This window comes from Pseudomonas sp. W2I6, assembly GCF_030815935.1.
Lineage (GTDB): Bacteria > Pseudomonadota > Gammaproteobacteria > Pseudomonadales > Pseudomonadaceae > Aquipseudomonas.
The window spans coordinates 4,859,379-4,879,584 of record NZ_JAUSXJ010000001.1; the positions used below are offsets into that span (position 1 = coordinate 4,859,379).

The window sequence follows — 20,206 nt, forward strand, 5'->3', positions numbered from 1 at the left end:
GGTTACTCCCTGACCACTTGCAGGTCCGCCGGTGGCAGGAAGCCCGGGTGGGCCACCCGATTGCGCTGCACCACCTCGCCCACTCGCGTCGCGTCACCGAAGCGCTGATAGGCCAACAGCAAGGCGGGCATGCTGCGCATCGGCGTCAGATTGACCAGCCGGACACCGGACGAAGCCACCGCCGTCAGATGCGCGAACATCTGTTGGCGCAGGTCGTTCAGCGCAACATAGTGCCCGGCGTCGGCCTTCAATGCGGCTTGCCACATGGCTTCGTTCAGAAGGTCACGCAGCACCAGCACATCGTCGGCCACCGGCACTTCGCGGCGCTGCACCGGCTGTGCCGCCTGTTGCGCCACGGATGGCGTGGTACTGAGCGTCACCGCTTTTGTCGCCACCGGTACGTCCGCCAGCCAATGGGCGATCTTCACCCACAACGCATCCTGTACCAGGTTGGCAGTGGCTTGCACCGCCGCCACGCTGTCCTTGCCGGTGGTCAGCTTCGGCACGTCGATAGTGCGAGCCGCTTCCACCTGCTGCGAGAGGTTGGCCAACATGCCGCGATAGCCGCTGCGGGCAAATGCCTTCAACTCCTTCACATCACCGAGCAAGCCCTTGAACTCGGCGCTCAATTCCTTGGGCACTTCCTTGATGGCTTTGACCAAGGCATTCAGGTCGCCATACAACTGAATCAGTGGGGCAAACTGCTGCTCAATTACCTGGTAAACCTCTGCCAGGCCATTGCGCAACGCCTGGATGCCCACCCGCGCCTGCTTCACCAGTGCGACGGCCTGCTCAAAGCGCAGCACCGCCGAACCCAGCAAACTGTCGGCCGACACCAGCAACAGCTGGCGGGTATTGACCGCCGTAGTGGGAAACTTCAAAGGTTCGTCGGGATAGAACTTCAGGGCAAAGGTCACCAGCCCGCCGTCCTGGCGGGTTTGGGTCATCTCGCATTCGCCGACCTTGACCTGCAACCGTCCAAGCCACGGGTGCACCAGCTCGCCGGCGCCCACCTCCAGGGCCTTGAGCAACTTGTCGCGTTGCTCCAGGCAATCCTCGCCCACTACAAATGCCGTCAGCTCATGCACCCTGGACTGTTGGCCCAGCCCTTCAAAAAAAGGCAGGTCGCGCTGAGGGTATTCGTGCAACTGGCCCTTCTTGCCGACCGGGACTTTCGCCTGGTCAACCCAAAACCCGACGCCACGAAACGACGCCGGCAACAAACGATCACGCCAGCTCATTGGAGCCTCCAAGGGACAGGGAACGGTAGCCGACACGTGGGGTGACGCTCAGGCCGGGCTGGTTGGTTCTGGGCTGGTCGACCCGCAGGCCGGCCGGTGCATTGTCGAAGCTCACCCGCAAATCGCCGTTGAGCTGCGTGCGGTTGTTGGCAGCGGTTTGTTGCAGCAGCGAACTGGAGCTGGACGCCAGCGGTGATACCAAGCCAGGCCCCTTGCGGAACCAGGACGGATCGCGCGCGCTTTCGGCATTACGTTCCTGTTGCTCGGTGGTCAACTCCAGCACACTGCCGGTCGCCTGGTTGATCACCTCACCCAGCCCACCGTTGAACAGCTTGCGAATCGGTGCGGTGATCACCGCAAGCTTCTCCGATAGCGCCGTGAACCAACTCAGCACCGGTGCCCACATGGCTTCAAGTTGCTCCATCGGATGCCAGTCGTCGAACAGGCCACTCAACACTACAAAGGCGTCCTGGGCCTGCAACTTGATATCGCCCCAGATCGAGGCGAATGCACCGCTGACGCTACCCCAGACGGCAGAAACCTTGTCCAGGGGCGACCAATCGAAGTAACTGCTGACGATGGTAAAAGCCGCCAGCGCGGTGAGTTTGAAGTCACTCCAGATCGCCGCAAACATCTCACTGATCACACCCCAGTTGGCAATGATTTGCCCTTGGGGTGACCAACTGAACAAACTTTTCATGAACTCGACCACCGGCACACTCAGTGCCTTGAGCAAGTCCCAGAGGGCCGCAAAAAAGCCGCTCAACGGCGTCCAGTTGTTGACGATCAAACCCATTGGCGACCAGGAAAACAGTGTGGTGAAAAAGCCGACCAAGGGCTGCGCCATTACCTTCAGCGACGTCCACAACCCGGCAAAAAAGCCTGTGATCGGCCCCCACAAGCGCATCACCTGTTCCAGCGGACGAAACGCAAAGACCGTCTGGAAAAACTCGCCCAAGGTTCCAATCGCCGCCATCACCCGTTCGCCGAGCCCGACAAAAAATGCCGAAATCGGCTTCCAGTTGGCAACGATCAAGCCTGCCGCCACGGCAATGCCTACAGCCACCAAAACTATCGGATTGGCGCTGAGCACCAGCTGCATCAAGCCCAGTGCCTGAGACACGCCGGTGACGGCCGCCTGCATCGCGGTAAACGCTACTGCGCCGGCAGCCAGGCCCTGCACCAGTTGCGGATTTTCGGTGAGCACCTGGGCCACCGTCGTCAGCAACGGCTCCAACCCGACCACCACCGCCGTGACGGCCGGCAACAGCGCAGTACCAAACGCCACCGACACCTTGTCCAGCGACGCGTTGAAATCCTTCAGCCCTTGCGTCGCCGTTTCGGTAACGCCCTGCCCCACGGCGGCATTGACCTCGCCGACCTCAGCCTTGAACGCCAGCGCCGATTTGATACCGCTGATAAACGGTGCCGCCAGCCCACCGCCCTTTACCAGGCCCGCGACGTCGAGTTTGCCGAGACCGGTCTGTTCCAGGTTCTGCCTGAAGCGCCCGACCATGGCCTGCAGCGCAGCAAGCTTGGGCGACAGCTGGTCGATGCCGGTCAGGCGCACGGCGGTACTTTCTACTTTCTGAGCTTCTGCCATCACTGCACCTGCTGCATCGCATTGATCCGTTGCGCATGCTCCAGGGATTCCCGGAGCGTATCCAAAGACCTGGCCAGCATCTGTTCGGGATCAACCTTCCAGAACCAGGCCAGGTCATAGGCCACCGCAATCAGCTCGGCGACGGAGCCTGCGCCGCACTCATGAAAAAACCGGCGACGGCCCAGCTCAGCGCGTTGAAGTCCATCAGGTCGAGCTGGTTGACCGACGACGGCGGGATACCCGCGCACACGGCGATGTACTTGGCGGCGACGTCAAGGTCCAGACTCACGTCTTCGCCCTTGTCGATTTTGTACGGCAGCGCCTTGATTGCCCGCACCTCCTGCACCGTCGGGCGGCGCAGGGTGAGTTCGGTCAATGACTCGCCGTGGGCCTCGATGGCCGCTTGCAGCTTCACCGTATCGGTCATTGCCAGGTCCCCTTGATGCCTTCGAATTTCAGCTCGATCACGGCATCGTCGCCCTTGGCCACCGGCTCTTCCACCAGGTAGGCACCGGCCAGCACGTAGACCTTGCCGTTGTTAAATTCGCAGGTGACGGTCATGTCGGTGCCGGCGATCAGTTGCTTCATTGGAAAGTCCGGCGTGTGCAGCGCGGTAACTTTGAAAGACGGGGTGATGTCGGTTTCCTTATAGAAACCCGGCACCACGGTTTCCCGCTTGACGGCCATCAACGGTGCTTCACAGCCGCCGTTGATGGTCAGTTGAGCGCCGTCCACTTTGACGTAGCAGGTGCCCGCAATCAGTTGACCCATGATGTTTCTCCCAAAAATAAGCCCGCACTCGGCGGGCTGGAATCAGTTGCGAAAAGCGCGGGGCCTACACCGCCGCGTCGTACTGCAAACGGAACTGGTTGAGCAGCGCGAACACCCGCAGCCCGTTGACGTAATCCGGCGGGAACAGCACGTTGACCCGGCTCGGGTCCTGGCTGTCGCGCTCGACGATCAGGTGCTCGGCGAACAGCTCGGCGTTCTCCACATGACCTTCCAGTTCCAGCTTGGCGTACTGGGCAATCAGCTCACCGCGGATAGTGCTCGGGGTGACGATCGGCTGGCCGGCGCCAAAGCGCGTGCCGTCAGCAGCGAGTTTGTGGCGCCCGTACTTGCTGGTGATCACGCTCTGCAGGCGGCGCACGATAAAGGCCGACTGGTGCAGGGTTTCGCTGTCCAGATAGGAATTGTCCGCCTGGCCGAACGCGTTCTTCTGGTAAGTGGTGATCGCCCGCTGAATGCGCACGTAACCGCCTTCGTAGTAAGCGGTGGCGATGCCGTAGTTGAGCAGCGATTGGCGCTCGGTCAGAGTGAAGCGCTCGCTCGCGTCGGCCGGATCGAGGCCCGGCAAGCTACCGCTTTGGGTCGGACGACTGGCATCGGCAGAGATGAACACCGCCGTGCGTGCAGCCAATGCTGCGGCCTGGACCCAGAACGGTTGCGGCACGCCCGGCTCCATGGCCTGGATGGTCACGTGCTGGTCATTTCGCCCTTGCCCGGCCGCCACCAGGGTGCCGATAGTGCCGCGCTTGGCGGTGTAAACGTGGCCGAACAGTTGCTTGGCCCACGACCAACGACCGCTGTTGTCATCCATCACCGCTTGCCAGGCGTTGAGGCTGGTGGTGTCGGCCCAGGGCATGCAGATGAACTCGAACGGCTCGTCGCCCAGCGCAGCCAATGCCGCGAGCTGGTCCGGCACACCGGCGCCCGCCGCCATTTTGCCGAGCACGGCGGTCAGGCCGTCGGGGGTTTGTTCGCCGTTGCTCTGGCCCAGGCGGTTGAGCTGCAGGCTGATGTCGTTGCCACTCTCACCGGTCCACTTGGCGGTCAGGGTGACGGTGCCATCGGCGGCTACCGCACTGACCGGCAGGTCGGCACTGGCGTTGATTTTCAGCGCCAGGGCGGTGGCAGCCACGGCAGCCGTCGCACCATTGATCACGGTCGCTTGAACCCGGGTGCCGCCGACGTACAGGCTGAGAATGCCACCTTGGGTCGCGGCGCCGGTCAGCTTGAGCTCGGCCTTGGCCGCGCTGCCTTCGGTGCTGTGCAGCGGCAGGCACCAGATTTCGCCCACCGGGTCACTCTTGCGGAACGTGTCGTACATCGACGCCAGCATCGAACCCTGGCCACCGATACGCTTGGCCATGGCCGCGCTCGATACCAGCACCAGGCTGCCGATTTCCGGGCCGGTGACGTTGTCGTTGACCTGGGCCACGATCAATCGGCGCAAGGCGGACGACGCACTATTGGCTGCCGAATTGTCCATCTCGGCGTAGAACAGCGGCACACGAATGTCCGCCGGAATATGACTGAATCCGATCGCCATTACTTGGCTCCCTGTGTTTTTGCCGCCTTGACGGCTTTGGTTGTGATGTCGCCATCGGCCAGACGTCGACGCCACCAGGCGTTGTCCGGGACTTCGCGGCCTTCGGCGGGCAACAGATCGCCCGCCTCCGGGTCAGGTACGGCACGGCCGGAAACCGGCAGTACGGTGATGCGTTTGCTCATGGTTTTACCTCGGCAGAAAACGTCATTTCCAGGCGCCCGTCGGGGCCTGGGCGTTGCAGGTTGGGGTCGGCTGGGTCAATGGCATCGACCCGCACCGTCACCCCGTTGAAGGACGGCAAAGCGTCCAGTTCAAGCTCGAGCCAGGTTTCCGCCGGCTGCGTGCTGAGGTTGCGTCCCAACTGGCTCTCGAGAAAAAACCGCAGCCGGTACAACCCGCGAACCTTGCTGAGCAACAGCCATTCGCCAGCGTCGTACTGGATGGGCTCGTAGAACCCCTCGGGCCTGTAGCCCACCAGCGCCCGCCAGACCTCGGCGCGCAAGGCATGCAGCTGGTCCATCGCCTGGGCTTGCTGGCCATCCGGCAAATCCAGCACCAGCACCACGCCAAAATGTTCGCGCAGGGGTTGGCGACTGCTGTTTTGCGCAGCGTTAGGGCTGGCCTTGTCACTGATCGGCGTCACGACCGCCTGGGGTGAGTCGAGCACTGGCAGGTTTTGCAGCGCGTCGAGGTCGAGGCCGGCGCGGATGTGTTGGTTGAACGATGGGCAGTGATCCCGAAGATGACTGACCAGAGGGGTTATCTTCATGGCATCTCACCAGGCAATAAAAAAACCGCCGAAGCGGGTGGGTAGAAGGAACCGATCGAGCACGTCATTGCGGTGACGACAATCCGTTCGCCTTGATCGTGCATCGGTAGCTTTCCTTGCGTTTGCCGACGGCCGTCAGCGTGTCGATGGACCAGCGCCCCTGCATGAAGCCGGGCCAGGTTTCATCCAGCACCAGCAGCCCTTCGGCCTGGAACGCCGGGTTGCCGGGGCATATCACATTGATCTGCAGGCCTTCACGGCTAACCCGGCGCATCTCGCCTTCGGCCGCCGTCCTGGCTTCGTCTTCGCTCTGGTAGCGCTGGGCAAGGACCTTGAACGGCGCACCGCCCACCGCCACCTCACGTTTCTTGCAGGTAGCGACATCCCACCAGGACGCCTTGGCCCCTTCGAACTTGGCCCGGCTGGTCTCGGTAAAACTGGCGCTGATAAACGCGCGGTCGCCCGGACGGTTATCACGAGTGACCGACAGCCGCACTTCTTGCAGCGGCTTGCCCGACAGCGAGGTGATCTGGCCTTTACGGCCCAGCACATACAGCTCGTCGACAGGCTTGGCCACCGCATCAAAACGCTTGGCAAGCCGGGTCAGGAAGCTCATGTCGCTTTCGTTGGTCTGGTCGATGTGAGCGATCGTTTCAGCGTCCAGATCCGGCGCGACCCTGGGTGAGAATCCATAACGTATGGTCAGTTGGCGGAACAGTGCGCCCAGGGTGGTTGGCCCATGGCTGGCTGTGCGGCGCTGTTTGAATTCGTCCTGGTCGAACGGCGCCGCCGTGGCCACCAGCACCAGGCGCAGGGGGAACAGGTACGGGGTGCGCTGGGTAATCTTGAAGAGCCCCTTGTCCTCCAGGCCGGTCTCCAGGTAACCGACCCGCAGGCCGATCCTCCCACCCAGGCTGGGCAATCCTTCAAGCCCTTCGATGTCGAGGGTCAGCTTGAGCTGGTCGGAGACGAAGCCTGCGGCATCGGTGTGTTCCCACTCCAGTAATCGCTCGTTGAGCAGCGCGGCATTGGTCCCGTAAATTTCCACCGCCGGTGTGAATCCAAGTGCCATGGTTCCTCCTTAATCCCAAACCGAAACCGGTTTTTTTGCGGCGGGCCGCGCGTCCAGCTCCGGTACGATTACACCGATGCCGGCCGGCAATACCGCCCCGTGTTCCGCGAGGTCCGGGTTGAGATGCCACAGTGCTTCCTCGGCAGCGTCGTCGCTGCGACCCAGTTCGCGGTAGAGCAGCAGGTTGACGGAGTCACCGGCAATACTTCGGACTCTACGCATTGACGAATTCCTCCAGTATCAACGTCCAATTGATCAGCATGGCGGTGCCGTCGTCGATCACGTTGGCTTGTTTCTCGTCCACCGATTTGATCGTCCACAGCCCCCAGTTACGGCCAATCCCGTCCACCAACGGCAGCGGTGTACGCAAGGCCTGCAAGTCGCGCAGTTCGTCGAGCCTGGCCATGCCAATGCCACGCGCCGCCTTGCCGGCAAAGGTCAATGTTTCGAGGCCCTGGCCGGTCTGGCTGGACTTGGGTTTGCCGGCAATGATGTCCAGCGCGACCCAGCCACCGCTACTGTTACGGTCGAGGGTCGCGTAGGCAAACCCGCGCGACAGCCCGAAAATAAAGCTGCCCAACACCATTTGTTGTCGCATTAAACCGCTCCATCGGTGAGTGCCGCGTCGCGTCGCGTCGCCAGCAGGTTGTCCATCGACAGCGGCGTAAACTGCGCCTCGATCTGTTGCACGACGAGCGCCGCCAGCGCCTGGTAACTGGTCTGCTCGGGTGCGGTAATGTTGATCTGCGGGGCGAAGTTGATTTGCCGGTTGTCTGTTTGAGCGTTGGGAAGGCTTTGGCTGACCTGTTCGGGTGGCGGGAGACGGTCGTCGCTGCTCATGACTTTCTCGCCCAGGCTCGCCCCGACGTCGCTGCCGACGAACGTGCCGACGACGCCGCCCACCACCTTACCGATTGCACCGCCGGCAAAGCCGCCGATCACACCGCCCAACACTGTGCCGGCGCCCGGAATAATCGAACCCAGCGCCGCCCCGGCGAGCGTGCCAACGGCTCGCCCAATGGCCAGCCCTGCAACCTCGCCGGCCACACCACCCGCGACGCCACCGCCTATCGACCCCACACTGGCGCCAACGGACTCTTTCAGGGTGCCATTGCTCGCGCCCTTGATGAGATTGATACCCGCGTCTGCCACCACCAACGCCAACGAACCGCGCTTCGCGATTCGGCTGGCTCTGTTGGTTTTCGTGGGCGCATCAGGGCCTGAGTTTTTGCCTGGAGTGCGCTCGCCCTGGCGTGTGTCGCTACCTTGTGACTTCCCTTTGCTGCCGGACGGGTCGGACTTGTTGCCACCGGCATCGCGGGGCGCGTCACCCTCGCCCAGGACTTTCCCGGCGACCTTGTCGAAGACTTTGTCCACGACAGTGCCGCCGAGCTTCTTCGCCAGCGGCACCATCACCACCGCGGCCAATGTGAGGGCGGCCGTGGCTTTGGGCAGCGATTCAGCCAGCCAGCCCAAGCCATTGACCACCGAGGTCAGCACCGTCAGTGCGCCGTTTTTCAGGGGTGCAATCGCCGTATCGGAAGCTGTCTCCAGGCGGGTGGTACTGGCCTGGAAGGCTTGTTCATGAGCTTGCGTGGAGTCTGCCCGCCCGGTCGCCGAACGCATGACCGAGCCCTGGTCTCCCAGGACCGAAGTCGCGTAAGTCGACTTGTCGGCCACCGCCGAAAAGGCCTGCTTCAGCGTGTCGATCACCGGCACCAGACTCAGAATCGAGCGGTTACCGTCGAACAACTGCGTGGCCAGTGCCGCCTGCCTTTCCTGGGGCTGCGCCTTGAGCGCCTCGAGGACCGTCAGCACTGTTTGCGGTGCGTCCTGCTTCATGCCTGCCGCAAGCACCTTCGGGTCAAGCTTGAGCTCTGCCCAGGCAGCACGCTGCCCCTCGGAGGCACCGTCACCCTTGGCCAGCGCGGCGCCGACTTTTTCCACCGCAAGCCCGGCAGACGCCCGGTTGTTACCAACCGTCAGCAACGCCGCCGAAAACGCCGCTACCTGCTCGGGGCTCATGCCCGACGTTCTCGCGGCAGTGCTCTGGCGCACAATCGAACCAATATCCACCGCATCGGCCTTGAGCGAAGCGTGGGAACCCAGCACGTTGGTGGCGTCAGCCAGATCCAGCGCCTGCGGGCGATCCAGCTTCATCGACCCACGCCAGCCGCCCATCATCTCGCCGGCCGTCTTGATATCGGTCTGAAAGGCCGCGGCGATGAGCGCGCTATCGCGGGCGAACTGCAGCAAATCAGCCTGGCGAGTTTCAAGGTCCTTGCCTACGCCGGACCGGGCCCCCACCTGCTCCACCCTTGCCAGGTCGACAGCATCTGCGCCACTCGCGGCAACCATCGGGTCGGACGCCAAGGCCAGGTTGGCTTCGCGCAGTTGTGTGCGCTCATACCCGGCAAACCCCACCACTTCATGCAGGTCGGTCATCGCCGTTTCCAGCGCCTGCGAGGGTTTGACGGTATCGGATGAGGCGCCGCCCGTGCTATTGCCCTTGCCGGTTTTCAGGGCACCCATCACATCGAGCAATGAGCCGTTGAACCTCTCCAGCGTGTCGATGAGCCGGGTCTGCCCCGTGACCAGTTGCGTCAGTTGCGCACCGACATTCGCCAGTTCCTGGCCCGGCACGTCCTCGGGTACGGCATCAAGCAAGGACGGGCCGGCAAGCATCGGCGCAATCGGCTGGATGCTGGCGCCTGCCCCGGCCGTTTCAAGCGAGCCGTAAATCGCCTCGCCGTCCCTGGCGATGAGCGACCTCAATCCAAATTTACTGTCTGCCATCCGCTCTACTCCTGTTTGACGCCAAGGCGAGTGATCGCGATGTCGTAGCGGCGCAATGCTTTTCCGGCGTCCCAGTCCAGGATTTCCGCTTCATTTACCGAGTAAATGAGCGGCACGATGTCGAGAATTACTTCGATGTCGCGCTCCGAAAGAAGTCCGCCGGTTTGTTTAAAAAATCGTCGATGCGCCCCTGCAGTTCGGTCCAGTCGGGCACGCTGAGGTCGGCGAGATCCGGGATCATCAGGCCGGTGCAGTGGGCAGTGATGAACTCGGCGCGCTCTTTGTTGGTGGCGAGTTTTTTCATCGCCTTGGTGGCGCGCAGGGCGGGCATTTCCAGGATCAGGCTGGTGAGACGGCGGCCGCCGGTGTCAAGGGGCAACAGCAGCGAGACGTGCTCACTGGTCGCCGATTCGCGGGGCTGCTCGTCGGCGTCGAGGAAGTACGACGCAGGCCGGGTCGACATGTCGTGCACGTACTGGGCGATGCTCACATAGTCCGGACGCTTGAGTTGGTCGAGTTCTTTTTCCGACAGGCCGGTGGCGAGTTTGGCCAGTTCGAAGAACTGATCGTCCTCGTCATCACCGGCCCGGGCCAGCGCGTCTTTTTGCGCGGCGTAGAACAACGGCTTGAGTTGAATCTGCTCGATCAGCGCGCCGGTATCAGCGGTGATCGGCGACAGCAGGATGTGCAGCGGAGGCATCCAGGCCATGAATCAATTCCTTGGTGAAGTATGGGAGCGGGAAAACCCGCTCCCGGGGGCTTAAGGCATCAGTACCGCGCGGCGGGCATCGCCGAGGATGTCGACGCCGTTAAGCACAAACTTCTGGGTACGCACGTCGATGTCGATCACCGGGATGCCGTTTTCCAGGCGGTTGTAGGTGCGGCAGGAGAACTCCAGGGTGATGGCGGGTTTATCGCCCATCTTCAGGGTTGTCTCGGTCAGGGTTTTCAGCTTGCCGCCGATGGTGTGGTAGGTGAAGTAAGTCTTGCCGTCCTGGTCCTGGCCGGCTTCACGCACGTTCAGCAAAATGTCATCGCCCAGGCGCACCCCCAAGGCAAGCATGATTTCCGGACCCGCGCCTTGCAGCTCCAATGTGGCGTTGAGCACTTTGGCGCTCTTGGCCATTTCTTCGGCGATGAAACGTCCGCCGGTCATCTGTTCCATGTCGAAGTCGATCTTCGGCGGTGCGAACGAGGTGACCGTCGCCGACAACGGCAGGCCTTGAAGGGTGGCCGCCATGGCCTGTCTGATTCGGTTGGTAAACATTAGAGAACGTCCTCCAGGAACTGCTCGATGATTTCATCGCGGGCGTTGAGTTGATAAATCATGTGTTCGTTCGGCGCGTAGCGGCCGTAGTCGATGACGATGAACCAGGTGCCGTTCTTGTACTTCTCGACACTGTTCAATTCCGGGTGCAGGTACACGCTGCCGCCGGGAATGGTCTCGTCGGCCACCAGGGTTTGCAGCCAGTCGTTGATGCGCTTGACCTCCTGGTCCATGAACGACTTGGTCAGGTTCTTGGCCATGGCTTTCTGGCCGGCCTTGACCAGCTTGCGGCTGATCGCATCTTCCAGGCCCACGTAGCTGATGAACTTGCCGGTGATGGAGCGGTTACCCAGCAGCGAGAAACCGCCGAGGATGGTGCGGGCGTAGTAGCTCACGCCGTAGCGGTTGAGCAGGTCGCCTTCGGTGGAGGTGTCGAGGATGTTGTACTCAACCACGCGGGACACGTCTTCGGCGAAGGTCACCTGGTTGCCTGGGCTTTCCCACTGCTTGACCTTGGCCAATGCGGCAATCGCCAGGGACGACGGCGCCAGGAACACGTTTTTCTTCGCGGCCTTGGAGTACACCGACGGCATGTTGTGCACCAGCAGGCAACGGTCGAAACCGAGATCGGCACCGCCCAGTTCGCCGCTGTAGGTCACCTGGTCGGCGACGGTTGCGTCCTTGCCGTCCAGCACCACACGGGCCTTGATGCGCTTGCCGAAGGAGGCGAATTCGCCGGCCACGGCCTTGGTGCCGGTGAAGCCCGGGGCGCCGATGATGGTCAGGTCTTCGGGGACGCTGGCCAGGGCGGCGAGGCCCAGTTTGCGGCCGGTGACCGGCTCTTCACCGCCGATTACGTTATTGATGGTGTCGGCCGGGGTGGTGCCCTCGTCGACGATCACAACGTAGACCGGCACCTTGACCACTTTGAGGATCTGGTAAACGGCGTGGAACAGCGTGCCGGTTTCAGCGCCGGTAGGGTCCAGCAGCGCCTGGGTGGTGAAGCTGTTGATGCGGAACGGGGCGTTTTTCGGAATCGACGCATGGGCGTTGGGGGCAGTGCCCACCAGGCCGATGACGTTATCGCCCAGGCCACCCATGGCCTCGGGGGATTCGGTGGCGTTCACGGTGATGCCGTTGTGTTCGAAGTTCAAAACCTCAGCCATGATCAGTCAGCCTTCTTCGGGGTGGAGTTGAGGACGCTGGTCAGTTCCAGGCGGCCAGCGGTGCGCAGGGCGGATGCTTCGACGTCCAGCAGTTCCAGTTCCTCGCCGGCGGTAGACCAGTGGCCGTTGCCGGTGGGGAATGGAATGAGGACGGTGTAGGTTTGGCGGTTAAACATGAGTGGGATTCTCCGGGTGGAAAATGCCAAAGCCCCTGCGAGAGGGGCTTTGGGCGGGCGAAAAAAAACCGCTTTCGCGGTGGGTGATTATTTATCTTCCGGCAACGGGAACCGCGCCTTGATTTCGGCCACTTTGGCTCGCCATTCCTTCTCCTTCTCAGGCGTACCGTCGAATTGCCACTCGAGGTACATCGGGTCCGCTTCGCTGACATAGGCAGAGCGGCGAGCAGCAATAGTGCTAGCGAGCGCTGCAGCGGCAGCGGCTTTCTCGATCAGCGCTTGAGCGGCCACATCACTAAAGCCAAGACCTTTAAGTGTCTGCACGCTGGCAGGTACGTTGATCAGCGAGTCACCAGCGGGGGTTTCCAGTTTTTCAATAAACAAAGTCATTTGATCAGTCCTTAAACCTTGGCGGTATACCGAGTGTCGTTGTCGTAGGAATAAGCCAAGCGCTTCTCTTCATAGGCCTTCCCAAGCACGGCATCTGCCTGGGCCAGCGCATAAGGCTTCACTACCCAACGCACCTCCCAATCAGCCGTAACGTCATCTTTCATGATCACTTCGGTATCCACCTTGCTGAAGCTCACAGGGTAATCAAACGTTTTGGTGATCGTGTAACTCAACCCACCTCTTAGGTACATCCCGGAGAATTGTGGGGACGTGGTCAGCTGACCAGCGACCAAACCGACATACATGGGTTTAAGCCCTGTAACGGCACGAGCCGTGCAAATCATGCCAAACGAGATGCCCCGAACCGTTTCGCGATAGGTTTGCGATATTCGTTTGATCGACAGGAAGTTGGCATCACCATTCCATGGAAAACCAACACCTTCCAATTGCAGGTTCAAGCCGGCGATATGATAGATACCCTCACCAAAGGGCGCCTTTTCGCTATCTCGAGAAAAAATTCGAGAGATAGTAAGCTCGGTTTCTCCCCCATCGTTACCGGGCATGCTCCACCACACTGGGTAAAGCACGTCCGTGGACAAGCCGGTTAGGTCAATATCCTGCTTGTAAAGCGCGCGGCCATTGATGTCTTTCGCTTGTACACCGTTACGCCACGCAGTGAACTGACTCGACGCGGCCTCTACCCGTGCATCAATTTTGCCAATCTGGTTAGTCACCGTTTCTGTCAGCTTGTTACACGCATCCACCACTTTCGTGATAGTCGTTTCAATTCCCATCATCAACTCCCTGTCAATTAGTCTTTCCAGCACTTTTGTCAGTGCAACTACTTCGCTTCGAGATGCATAAACCCGCAACATCAGATCAACGTGGCGGGACATATTGCCAACCGAAGCCGCCGCCATGATTGCGATTTCTTCAGCCATCAATACATTCAAATTCTCGCTCCCCACCACAATCGTCACGCTATCCGCCGGCAACGGCGAAATATCCAAGGTGAACTTCTGCAGTACCCGAGCCGCCGCCGCTTTATACGTGAGCAGCTTCCCCTCCACGGAATACACCGCCAACAACGTGCCACTGGCGAGGTAAAAACCAAACTCGCCGATCTCATACTCGGCCTCGCCATCAAACAGCGCGGCCATCCGGAGTTGCCGGTCGCCCAGATCCTCGTAGTCCACAATGGCGACCCGTTGGCGCTCGTCACGCAGGGCCACTTCGGTGCCGTCGGGGTTGTAGCGGCCAGTACCGGCGCCAATGTGGGTGATCTCGCCTTTCAAGCCCTGGTTCTTTGCCTGCAGCACTTCATCCAATCCCTTGGAGGTGAAGCGCACCAGGCGTGTAATTTCATCTGTCATGGCTGCGCCCTGAGGTCGTAGTCGTTAATGGTGTAGTGCCGGGCAACCCCGGCACTGTTTAGCCGGGCCGCCAGCCCGAGTTCAGGCAGTACGCCGCACAACTGCAACTCGCCATCGCTGAGCGGTGTGTGCGCCACGCTTCTGCAAGCAAGTACCCCGTGCAGCTTCACTTCGGGCAACGCCCCGGGCTGGCCCTCATCACCGATGCTCAACCCTGGATCAGCGGCTGCAGCAACACGTAAACCCTGGGAGGTCTCGTGCACGATGGTGATGGTGGCCAGGTCCCGCTCGCTCTTGGCCGCGTTGATGCGGCGGATCAAACGGTTGTGATCGCCACTGGACCAACTGCGACCGATGATTGCCTGCACATCAAAGGTGTAAGGCAGGCCGGTTGGCCGCTGTTGATACCAGGCACTGATATTGGGGGTGAATCCCAGGGATTCGACGGCGTAGCTCAGCGCCTTGGGCGTACCGGCCTGACGCTGGATTTGCCAGGACAAGGCCACGGTGAGGCGCTTCTCCGACTCGCTGGCAGCGGCGTCCCATTCACTGACGCCGCGATCAGCGGCCAGGTAGGGAAGGAATTCAGCCGGCGTCTGCAGCGGGTTCATCAAGGCCGGGAATGGCGGAGTGACCCGATCGAGCAATTGCCCGAAACCCAGGTCCAGCGCCTTCTCCAACGGCGAACTGTTGGCGGGCAGCAAACTGCCTTTTGGCTCACTCATAACGTGTGCACCTCCACCTCGACACCCGTGCAATACGGAGCCTGAAACGCCGTGGTGACGATCGGCTCCAGCGGCTCAAGGATCTGCAGTTGCGCAGCGCCTGCCGAGTGGATGGCGTAGTCGATCCAGCTCGGGTCCACCCGCCCTTCCAGGCGATGACAAGACTCGGCGTAGGTTTGCAGCAGTCGCTGCGCGGCTACCTGGGTCAATCCGGAATCCGGGCCGGCGTTGATCTTGGCCACCACGCGGATTTTGTAGCGCAGGATCTGAGCCGCCTGCACCGTGACGAGATCCGTTTCCGGTCGCACGTCAGGCCGGGCGAAATGCCGGCGTACACCGTCGAGTAGATCCGCAGAAGGTGTACCATCCCCGTCTCGGGACAGGACCGTGACCATCACTTCGCCGGGCGCGGTTCGACGGCCGTTGCCATCCTTGACCCGTGCCGCGTAGCCGTCCGGGTCGAAGGTATAAGTGACCGTCACCACACCCGGGGCAGCACTTTGCACTTTCACCGATGGACGCTCACCGAGGGTGAAAACCTCCCGGCGATACTGCATCCGCGAACCCGCCGCCGGAGCGTGAGGCGCGAGGTAATAACGCAACCGGGCGTCATCGTCGCTCTCCAATGTTGGCGGTACCGGCGGGAAAGCCGCCGGGTCACCAGGGTCGAGCACCTGGCGCTCCAGGCCCATGTCCGCCAGGCGCGCATCGAGGTTGCTGCCGGTGGCCCACCACGCCAGCATCTGCTTGATGCGGGCGTTGTATTTGCGCTCGTGGGTTTGCAGGCGAACGCAAAAAGCTTCCAGCGCCAACGTCAGCAACTCGCTCTCGTTCTCCAGGCTGACCTTCAGCTTGGCGGCATTTTCTGGTGCACGAGTGGCGACGTAATCGACGACAAACGCCTTGAACTCCGCCAGCAACGGTTCGAACTCATCGACCGCAATGATCGCTGGCTCAGCCAACTGGTTCTGGCCGGGTATCAGCATGCTCATGTCACCACCTCGAAGGATTGCTTGCGGTTTTTCCAGGTGCCGGCGAAGCGCAGCAACAGGCCGGCGCCCTGGCGGTTGGCGACGATGACTTGCGGCTCGAAGTCGGCGATGCCGTTCTGCGGGTTGTAGAACGCCTGGGCGGCATGGCTCTGGGCGAGAATCAGCAGGTCATCGCCGAGGTTTTGCCCGAGCAGCTGCGGGATCATCGAGCCGTACAGCGGGCGCTTCTGGCGAGTGCCCAAGGGCGTGGTCAGCGCTCGGGTAGCGCGCTGCACAAATTGCAGCCAGTCATCGACCGCCGCCCCGGTGTTTCTATCGATTCCGATCATGGGATGTCCTTGTCAGGGGCTGATGACTCGACCCTGGTGGTCCACCACCGGGCCACTGAAGTGCGCGCCGCCTGCATCCAGCAACAGGCTGCTGCCGCCGACTTGCAGCGTGACGCCCTGGGCGCTCATCGTGAGGCTGGCGGCGCCGACCTTGATGTCGACCTGTTCGCGGGAACCTGTGAACGTGGTGGGGCCATTGACCCAGTTGAAGGTATGGCTGGCGTCGTCGTAGTCGCTCTGGGTACCGTCCTGATGGCGGCGCCGGGTCAGTGTCGAAGCGCTGGAGACCGGTGGAAAGCGGTCGCTGTTCAAGCCGAACAAGGCCACCGATTGCGCCCCGCCCTCCCCGGCACCGTAGTTGAGCAGCAAACATTGCTCGCCTACTGACGGGATGCGGGTTTCCGTCTGCGCTCCGGCGCTGGGGTTGAAAAAGCGGATCGCCGGGGTGAGCAGTTCGCCGTGGCTGACCTTGCAGGTATTGCTGGCGGCGTCGACCTCCTGGCACACGCCGATTCGGCAGAAACTTTCGGCGCGTCGATACAGGTCTTCGAGCTGGCTTTCCATTTCCGCCAGGCGCTCCACGATCGGCCCCAGCTGCATGCGTAACAGCGCGTCGAACATGGGCTACTCCGCCAGCGGCTTGTATTGGTCGGGGTCGTCGATGTTCGAGACGTCCCAGGTGCAGGCAAAAAGCGGCTTGCCTGTGGGATCGTTGAGCAACGGCGGCCCGATATAGAGGGTTTGGGTGAAGGTGACGGTCCAGGTGTCGTAGTCCGTCTCTGCGCTGGTGCGTATTGAAGGCGCAGCGACAATGCTGGTCGGCAGGTCGCACTGCGCCTGCGGCAGGTTCCAGCGGTTATCCAGCACCAGGTCCATCAGTTGGCTGGCCAGGTCGCAGGCATCAAAGGGCAAGGCACCCGGGGCCACCATGGCCTTGAGTGAAATCCCCAGGGCATGGGCCTTGCGCCCCTCGCGGGAGCGAAGGCCCGGCCCATTGCCTTCGACCGTGATCAACACGCCGGTGTCGTTCGCGGCGCCCTGAAAGTCCTGATGAGTGCCGACCTTAAGTTCCGGAAACGCCCTGCGCAGTGCCTCGCTGATGGCCTGGGGCAATTGGGAGGGTTTTTCGATAAGTGTCATTTAAGTAGCGTCCTTGCAACGGTTACTGCGGGTCCCGGCCAGGGCCTTCGTTGACGCCGATGCGCTTGGCCGCCCAGCGTTCATAAAGGCCGATGGCCACGTCGGCGCCGGCCATGGCCGTCAGGCACCCAATGGCGCCGGCCGTCCAGATCGACATGCCGGCGGCGTAGCACAGCATCAGGGCTGATACCCCGCACACCATGCAGGCCCCCGAACGCAGGGCCAGGCGCCGCATAAGCGACCAACCGCGGGCGCCTTCCTTGTCGGCGCGCCACATTTCTCCGGAAACCCCGCCAATCACCGCCAATACGATGACCAGCCAGATAGGCATTTCCGCCAACGCTTGCTGCTCGTTTGTCATGTCACGCCTCCTGGAATGAGTGATACCGGCAGGTCGCCGGTTGTAGGTGTTTGTTTCAATTTGAATGGGTTCTCTAGGTAGGCATTCCAAAAAGCCCGGTTGCCCGGGCTTTTCAGTAATGATGTCCTCGAACTTTCGGCGCTACTGGCGCGGTACGGTTCTTTCCTCAATGTTTTTCCGACCACGATCCCTGTCTGCCGGATAACTGCTTCTGGTGCTTTACGCTGCACACCCGGGCCAGTTGCCAACCCTCTGAACCGTTAAGGCCGATTCATCGCTGCCTGTTCTTGAAGCGGTTTGAAACTAAAGAGCGTCGGCATCCTTGCCGGTATTGCCTGGCATCCTTGCCATCGCTTCGATGGCGTCCTTGCCGGTGTTGCGTAACGTCCTTGTCTTCCTTGGCAGCATCCTTGCCGCCTCCACCAGGCCTTCTTGGCTGGCTTGAGACGAAGAATATGCATGTATGCATATACAGTCAATGCACAAATGCATTTATTTTTGCGCAAGAAATGCACAGGTGCATTTATAGCCCCGCAGGCAAAGGGTTTGGTGGTTTTACGCAGACGAAAAAAAGCCCGCTCACTGGCGGGCTTTGTCTTACACAGAAGGGTTAGCGGGCGTACATGCCCCACCAGAAAACGTGACCAAGGATGCTGATCTGTTCATCCTGGATTTCCTGGAAGCTGTAGTCCTCGTCCGGATGTTCATCGCGGTTGAAGCTACGCAGGCGAATCCCGGAAGGCAGGCGATAGAGCTGTTTCACCCGTAGCTGGCCGTTGTGATTGATGGCGTAAAGATCGCCATCGACGATGTCACCAATCCCGCATTTGCCCGCATTGACACCTACGGTGGCGCCGTCGCGCAGCACCGGCAACATACTGTTGCCGCGCACCGTCACGCACTTGGCCTGGTCGAACTGCACACCGTTATGCCGCAGGCTGCGCTTGCCGAACCGCAGGCTGGCCTTCTCGCTTTCCTCGATGACGAATCTTCCTGATCCAGCAGCCAATTCAACCTCGCGCAGAAAGGGGATCGACACCTCGTCATCATTAACGGGTGTTTCGTCGTCCCACAGGCTTATGTCCTTGAGTTCCGAATGCATCGGGTCACGCTCGTCCGACCGCACCGGCACCAGCCCTGCGCGCCCGCGCAGCTGATCGGTGCTGACCTGGAAGTAATCGGCGATGCGCGAGATGTGCTTGTCCGACGGATCAACGATCTTGCCGCTGAGGATCCGGGACAGTGTGGATTGAGGCACGCCGGTACGCCGGTGAAGCTCCGTGGGGGAGATCCGGTCGCGGTCCAGCAGCTCTCTTAAGACGATAGAAACGTTGCGTTTTTGCATAACGCGGATAGTGCAGGCAGTTTTGATGCTTGGCAAATGCTTATTTGCATATTTAATGCATTGATTGCAGATTTTTACCTAACCATTTGTGGTCTGCCTCGCATGCTAACCTGCGCCTATCGGAAAAATGCTGGGTTTGTTGATGACGCACTTTGCAGATCCAATCAGAAAAGTCATGACGCACTCAGAGCAAGAAGTCTCAGACGAAGCGCTGCGCTTTGCTCGCTCAAACAAGAAAATGATTGCCAGGCGTCTGACCGACAAAGCTATCTATCCTCCGGAAGAGGCGCCTGTATCGGTCTACATGGCCGGCTCACCGGGTGCAGGAAAAACCGAGGCATCAATCGCGCTCGTGAATCTTTTTGCCGACACCCCGATCCTTCGAATTGACCCCGATGAGCTTCGTAGCGAATTTGTTGCCTATACCGGCGGTAACTCCTGGTTATTCCAGAGAGGGGTTTCTATTTTGGTGGAGAAGATTCTGGATTTTGCGATGGACCAACAGCAGTCGTTCCTCCTTGACGGAACATTTTCAAACATTGATGTCGCCAGGCGGAATGTGGATCGTTCCTTAAGAAAAGGCAGGTTCGTACAGATTCTGTACGTCTACCAGGATCCGAGGCTCGCTTGGGACTTCGTCAAAGCTCGCGAAGAAGCAGAAGGAAGAAGGATTCGTAAAGAGCATTTCATCGACCAGTACTTTGCCGCACGTGACGTCGTCAACGCACTTAAGCTAGAGTACGGCGGCGATATCCACGTGGATTTGCTGCTCAAGCACATTGACAACTCGGGACGATTGTACAAAGCCGGTGTCGAAAAAATTGACTACCATATTCCTGAGCGACACACGCGGGCCGATCTTGAGGCCAGACTCGGGCAACCATCAGGAGCGTAATGATGATTTCGATTAAGCTGGGCTTGACCAAAGGTGCAAAAAGCCCCTTTGCCGACTTTATTCGTAACGCTAAATCTGATCAAAAAAAGCGCGTATACAGCGAAGTGCTGACCGAAGCGACCAAACAGCAGAACCTTGTATTGATGGCAGCTGAGGCAAAACGAGCCTGACATCTACTAAGGCACTGCAATAAAGAACCCGACCCAGCGTCGGGTTTTTTTATTGATCAACCGA

26 protein-coding genes and 1 pseudogene are annotated in these 20,206 nt (G+C 60.7%); 2 read left to right on the forward strand and 25 right to left on the reverse strand.

Annotated elements, in window-relative coordinates:
• Positions 1-2 precede the first annotated feature (2 nt).
• From QF039_RS22400 to QF039_RS22520, 25 genes and pseudogenes are all read right to left on the reverse strand, one after another.
• Entirely contained in the window at positions 3-1,241 is a 1,239-nt protein-coding gene (locus QF039_RS22400; protein ID WP_307520762.1) for a DNA circularization protein, read from the reverse strand.
• Entirely contained in the window at positions 1,228-2,844 is a 1,617-nt protein-coding gene (locus tag QF039_RS22405) for a hypothetical protein (RefSeq protein WP_307520764.1), read from the reverse strand. The genes QF039_RS22400 and QF039_RS22405 overlap by 14 nt, the downstream gene beginning before the upstream one ends.
• Positions 2,844-2,969: a hypothetical protein gene (locus tag QF039_RS22410; RefSeq protein ID WP_307520767.1), complete on the reverse strand. Its 126-nt coding sequence runs from the start codon at positions 2,967-2,969 to the stop codon at positions 2,844-2,846. The genes QF039_RS22405 and QF039_RS22410 overlap by 1 nt, the downstream gene beginning before the upstream one ends.
• Positions 2,970-2,974: 5 nt before the next feature.
• Positions 2,975-3,271: a phage tail assembly protein gene (locus tag QF039_RS22415; RefSeq protein WP_102369827.1), complete on the reverse strand. Its 297-nt coding sequence runs from the start codon at positions 3,269-3,271 to the stop codon at positions 2,975-2,977.
• The gene (locus QF039_RS22420; RefSeq protein WP_177022720.1) at positions 3,268-3,615 is read right to left on the reverse strand and encodes a phage tail tube protein; all 348 of its coding nucleotides are present in this window, start codon (positions 3,613-3,615) and stop codon (positions 3,268-3,270) included. The genes QF039_RS22415 and QF039_RS22420 overlap by 4 nt, the downstream gene beginning before the upstream one ends.
• Before the next feature lie 64 nt (positions 3,616-3,679).
• Positions 3,680-5,176, reverse strand: coding sequence for a phage tail sheath subtilisin-like domain-containing protein (locus QF039_RS22425; RefSeq protein WP_307520771.1), 1,497 nt, complete (start codon positions 5,174-5,176; stop codon positions 3,680-3,682).
• A complete protein-coding gene (locus tag QF039_RS22430; protein ID WP_087695298.1) occupies positions 5,176-5,358 on the reverse strand; it encodes a DUF2635 domain-containing protein in 183 nt (60 codons plus the stop codon). The genes QF039_RS22425 and QF039_RS22430 overlap by 1 nt, the downstream gene beginning before the upstream one ends.
• Positions 5,355-5,945: a hypothetical protein gene (locus tag QF039_RS22435; protein WP_307520773.1), complete on the reverse strand. Its 591-nt coding sequence runs from the start codon at positions 5,943-5,945 to the stop codon at positions 5,355-5,357. The genes QF039_RS22430 and QF039_RS22435 overlap by 4 nt, the downstream gene beginning before the upstream one ends.
• Positions 5,946-6,009: 64 nt before the next feature.
• A complete protein-coding gene (locus QF039_RS22440; protein WP_307520775.1) occupies positions 6,010-7,017 on the reverse strand; it encodes a phage late control D family protein in 1,008 nt (335 codons plus the stop codon).
• A gap of 9 nt (positions 7,018-7,026) precedes the next feature.
• Complete coding sequence (locus QF039_RS22445; protein WP_003208655.1) at positions 7,027-7,239, reverse strand: tail protein X; 213 nt, start codon at positions 7,237-7,239, stop codon at positions 7,027-7,029.
• On the reverse strand, positions 7,232-7,615 hold the full coding sequence (locus QF039_RS22450; RefSeq protein WP_307520778.1) for a phage tail protein: 384 nt from the start codon (positions 7,613-7,615) through the stop codon (positions 7,232-7,234). The genes QF039_RS22445 and QF039_RS22450 overlap by 8 nt, the downstream gene beginning before the upstream one ends.
• Positions 7,615-9,813, reverse strand: coding sequence for a phage tail tape measure protein (locus tag QF039_RS22455; RefSeq protein ID WP_307520780.1), 2,199 nt, complete (start codon positions 9,811-9,813; stop codon positions 7,615-7,617). The genes QF039_RS22450 and QF039_RS22455 overlap by 1 nt, the downstream gene beginning before the upstream one ends.
• 127 nt (positions 9,814-9,940) lie before the next feature.
• Positions 9,941-10,522, reverse strand: coding sequence for a phage tail assembly protein (locus QF039_RS22460; RefSeq protein WP_003208660.1), 582 nt, complete (start codon positions 10,520-10,522; stop codon positions 9,941-9,943).
• Between the two features lie 51 nt (positions 10,523-10,573).
• The gene (locus QF039_RS22465; protein ID WP_003208662.1) at positions 10,574-11,080 is read right to left on the reverse strand and encodes a phage major tail tube protein; all 507 of its coding nucleotides are present in this window, start codon (positions 11,078-11,080) and stop codon (positions 10,574-10,576) included.
• A complete protein-coding gene (locus QF039_RS22470) occupies positions 11,080-12,246 on the reverse strand; it encodes a tail protein (protein ID WP_003208663.1) in 1,167 nt (388 codons plus the stop codon). The genes QF039_RS22465 and QF039_RS22470 overlap by 1 nt, the downstream gene beginning before the upstream one ends.
• A gap of 2 nt (positions 12,247-12,248) precedes the next feature.
• Positions 12,249-12,422 carry a hypothetical protein gene (locus tag QF039_RS22475; protein ID WP_003208665.1) on the reverse strand — a complete coding sequence of 58 codons (174 nt, stop codon included), beginning with the start codon at positions 12,420-12,422 and terminating at the stop codon, positions 12,249-12,251.
• A gap of 87 nt (positions 12,423-12,509) precedes the next feature.
• Positions 12,510-12,812, reverse strand: coding sequence for a hypothetical protein (locus QF039_RS22480; RefSeq protein ID WP_177009849.1), 303 nt, complete (start codon positions 12,810-12,812; stop codon positions 12,510-12,512).
• Between the two features lie 863 nt (positions 12,813-13,675).
• A pseudogene (locus QF039_RS22485) lies at positions 13,676-14,185 on the reverse strand (hypothetical protein); the annotation flags it as partial.
• Complete coding sequence (locus QF039_RS22490) at positions 14,182-14,910, reverse strand: phage tail protein I (RefSeq protein WP_087695287.1); 729 nt, start codon at positions 14,908-14,910, stop codon at positions 14,182-14,184. The pseudogene QF039_RS22485 and the gene QF039_RS22490, both read right to left, overlap by 4 nt.
• Positions 14,907-15,902 (reverse strand): baseplate J/gp47 family protein, encoded by a 996-nt coding sequence (locus QF039_RS22495; protein ID WP_307520788.1) that lies wholly within the window; start codon positions 15,900-15,902, stop codon positions 14,907-14,909. Before QF039_RS22495 ends, QF039_RS22490 begins: the two co-directional genes overlap by 4 nt.
• On the reverse strand, positions 15,899-16,231 hold the full coding sequence (locus QF039_RS22500) for a phage baseplate protein (protein ID WP_003208675.1): 333 nt from the start codon (positions 16,229-16,231) through the stop codon (positions 15,899-15,901). Before QF039_RS22500 ends, QF039_RS22495 begins: the two co-directional genes overlap by 4 nt.
• 12 nt (positions 16,232-16,243) lie before the next feature.
• Positions 16,244-16,852: a phage baseplate assembly protein V gene (locus tag QF039_RS22505; protein ID WP_307520791.1), complete on the reverse strand. Its 609-nt coding sequence runs from the start codon at positions 16,850-16,852 to the stop codon at positions 16,244-16,246.
• A gap of 3 nt (positions 16,853-16,855) precedes the next feature.
• Complete coding sequence (locus tag QF039_RS22510; protein WP_177041851.1) at positions 16,856-17,371, reverse strand: hypothetical protein; 516 nt, start codon at positions 17,369-17,371, stop codon at positions 16,856-16,858.
• A 22-nt stretch (positions 17,372-17,393) separates the two neighbouring features.
• Positions 17,394-17,732, reverse strand: coding sequence for a phage holin family protein (locus QF039_RS22515; RefSeq protein ID WP_003208680.1), 339 nt, complete (start codon positions 17,730-17,732; stop codon positions 17,394-17,396).
• Between the two features lie 610 nt (positions 17,733-18,342).
• Positions 18,343-19,077: an XRE family transcriptional regulator gene (locus QF039_RS22520; protein ID WP_032899152.1), complete on the reverse strand. Its 735-nt coding sequence runs from the start codon at positions 19,075-19,077 to the stop codon at positions 18,343-18,345.
• A gap of 142 nt (positions 19,078-19,219) precedes the next feature.
• Here QF039_RS22520 and QF039_RS22525 point away from each other — a divergent pair, with 142 nt between their 5' ends.
• Positions 19,220-19,972, forward strand: coding sequence for a zeta toxin family protein (locus tag QF039_RS22525; RefSeq protein WP_256344147.1), 753 nt, complete (start codon positions 19,220-19,222; stop codon positions 19,970-19,972).
• Positions 19,972-20,142 (forward strand): hypothetical protein, encoded by a 171-nt coding sequence (locus tag QF039_RS22530; protein ID WP_003208685.1) that lies wholly within the window; start codon positions 19,972-19,974, stop codon positions 20,140-20,142. Before QF039_RS22525 ends, QF039_RS22530 begins: the two co-directional genes overlap by 1 nt.
• Positions 20,143-20,206: the final 64 nt, after the last annotated feature.

Coding starts and splice junctions, on each gene's coding strand:
- QF039_RS22400 (WP_307520762.1), bottom strand. CDS start 1,241: ATGAGCTGGCGTGATCGTTTGTTGCCGGCGTCGTTTCGTGGCGTCGGG.
- QF039_RS22405 (WP_307520764.1), bottom strand. CDS start 2,844: ATGGCAGAAGCTCAGAAAGTAGAAAGTACCGCCGTGCGCCTGACCGGC.
- QF039_RS22415 (WP_102369827.1), bottom strand. CDS start 3,271: ATGACCGATACGGTGAAGCTGCAAGCGGCCATCGAGGCCCACGGCGAG.
- QF039_RS22420 (WP_177022720.1), bottom strand. CDS start 3,615: ATGGGTCAACTGATTGCGGGCACCTGCTACGTCAAAGTGGACGGCGCT.
- QF039_RS22425 (WP_307520771.1), bottom strand. CDS start 5,176: ATGGCGATCGGATTCAGTCATATTCCGGCGGACATTCGTGTGCCGCTG.
- QF039_RS22430 (WP_087695298.1), bottom strand. CDS start 5,358: ATGAGCAAACGCATCACCGTACTGCCGGTTTCCGGCCGTGCCGTACCT.
- QF039_RS22435 (WP_307520773.1), bottom strand. CDS start 5,945: ATGAAGATAACCCCTCTGGTCAGTCATCTTCGGGATCACTGCCCATCG.
- QF039_RS22440 (WP_307520775.1), bottom strand. CDS start 7,017: ATGGCACTTGGATTCACACCGGCGGTGGAAATTTACGGGACCAATGCC.
- QF039_RS22445 (WP_003208655.1), bottom strand. CDS start 7,239: ATGCGTAGAGTCCGAAGTATTGCCGGTGACTCCGTCAACCTGCTGCTC.
- QF039_RS22450 (WP_307520778.1), bottom strand. CDS start 7,615: ATGCGACAACAAATGGTGTTGGGCAGCTTTATTTTCGGGCTGTCGCGC.
- QF039_RS22455 (WP_307520780.1), bottom strand. CDS start 9,813: ATGGCAGACAGTAAATTTGGATTGAGGTCGCTCATCGCCAGGGACGGC.
- QF039_RS22460 (WP_003208660.1), bottom strand. CDS start 10,522: ATGGCCTGGATGCCTCCGCTGCACATCCTGCTGTCGCCGATCACCGCT.
- QF039_RS22465 (WP_003208662.1), bottom strand. CDS start 11,080: ATGTTTACCAACCGAATCAGACAGGCCATGGCGGCCACCCTTCAAGGC.
- QF039_RS22470 (WP_003208663.1), bottom strand. CDS start 12,246: ATGGCTGAGGTTTTGAACTTCGAACACAACGGCATCACCGTGAACGCC.
- QF039_RS22475 (WP_003208665.1), bottom strand. CDS start 12,422: ATGTTTAACCGCCAAACCTACACCGTCCTCATTCCATTCCCCACCGGC.
- QF039_RS22480 (WP_177009849.1), bottom strand. CDS start 12,812: ATGACTTTGTTTATTGAAAAACTGGAAACCCCCGCTGGTGACTCGCTG.
- QF039_RS22490 (WP_087695287.1), bottom strand. CDS start 14,910: ATGAGTGAGCCAAAAGGCAGTTTGCTGCCCGCCAACAGTTCGCCGTTG.
- QF039_RS22495 (WP_307520788.1), bottom strand. CDS start 15,902: ATGAGCATGCTGATACCCGGCCAGAACCAGTTGGCTGAGCCAGCGATC.
- QF039_RS22500 (WP_003208675.1), bottom strand. CDS start 16,231: ATGATCGGAATCGATAGAAACACCGGGGCGGCGGTCGATGACTGGCTG.
- QF039_RS22505 (WP_307520791.1), bottom strand. CDS start 16,852: ATGTTCGACGCGCTGTTACGCATGCAGCTGGGGCCGATCGTGGAGCGC.
- QF039_RS22510 (WP_177041851.1), bottom strand. CDS start 17,371: ATGACACTTATCGAAAAACCCTCCCAATTGCCCCAGGCCATCAGCGAG.
- QF039_RS22515 (WP_003208680.1), bottom strand. CDS start 17,732: ATGACAAACGAGCAGCAAGCGTTGGCGGAAATGCCTATCTGGCTGGTC.
- QF039_RS22520 (WP_032899152.1), bottom strand. CDS start 19,077: ATGCAAAAACGCAACGTTTCTATCGTCTTAAGAGAGCTGCTGGACCGC.
- QF039_RS22525 (WP_256344147.1), top strand. CDS start 19,220: ATGACGCACTTTGCAGATCCAATCAGAAAAGTCATGACGCACTCAGAG.
- QF039_RS22530 (WP_003208685.1), top strand. CDS start 19,972: ATGATGATTTCGATTAAGCTGGGCTTGACCAAAGGTGCAAAAAGCCCC.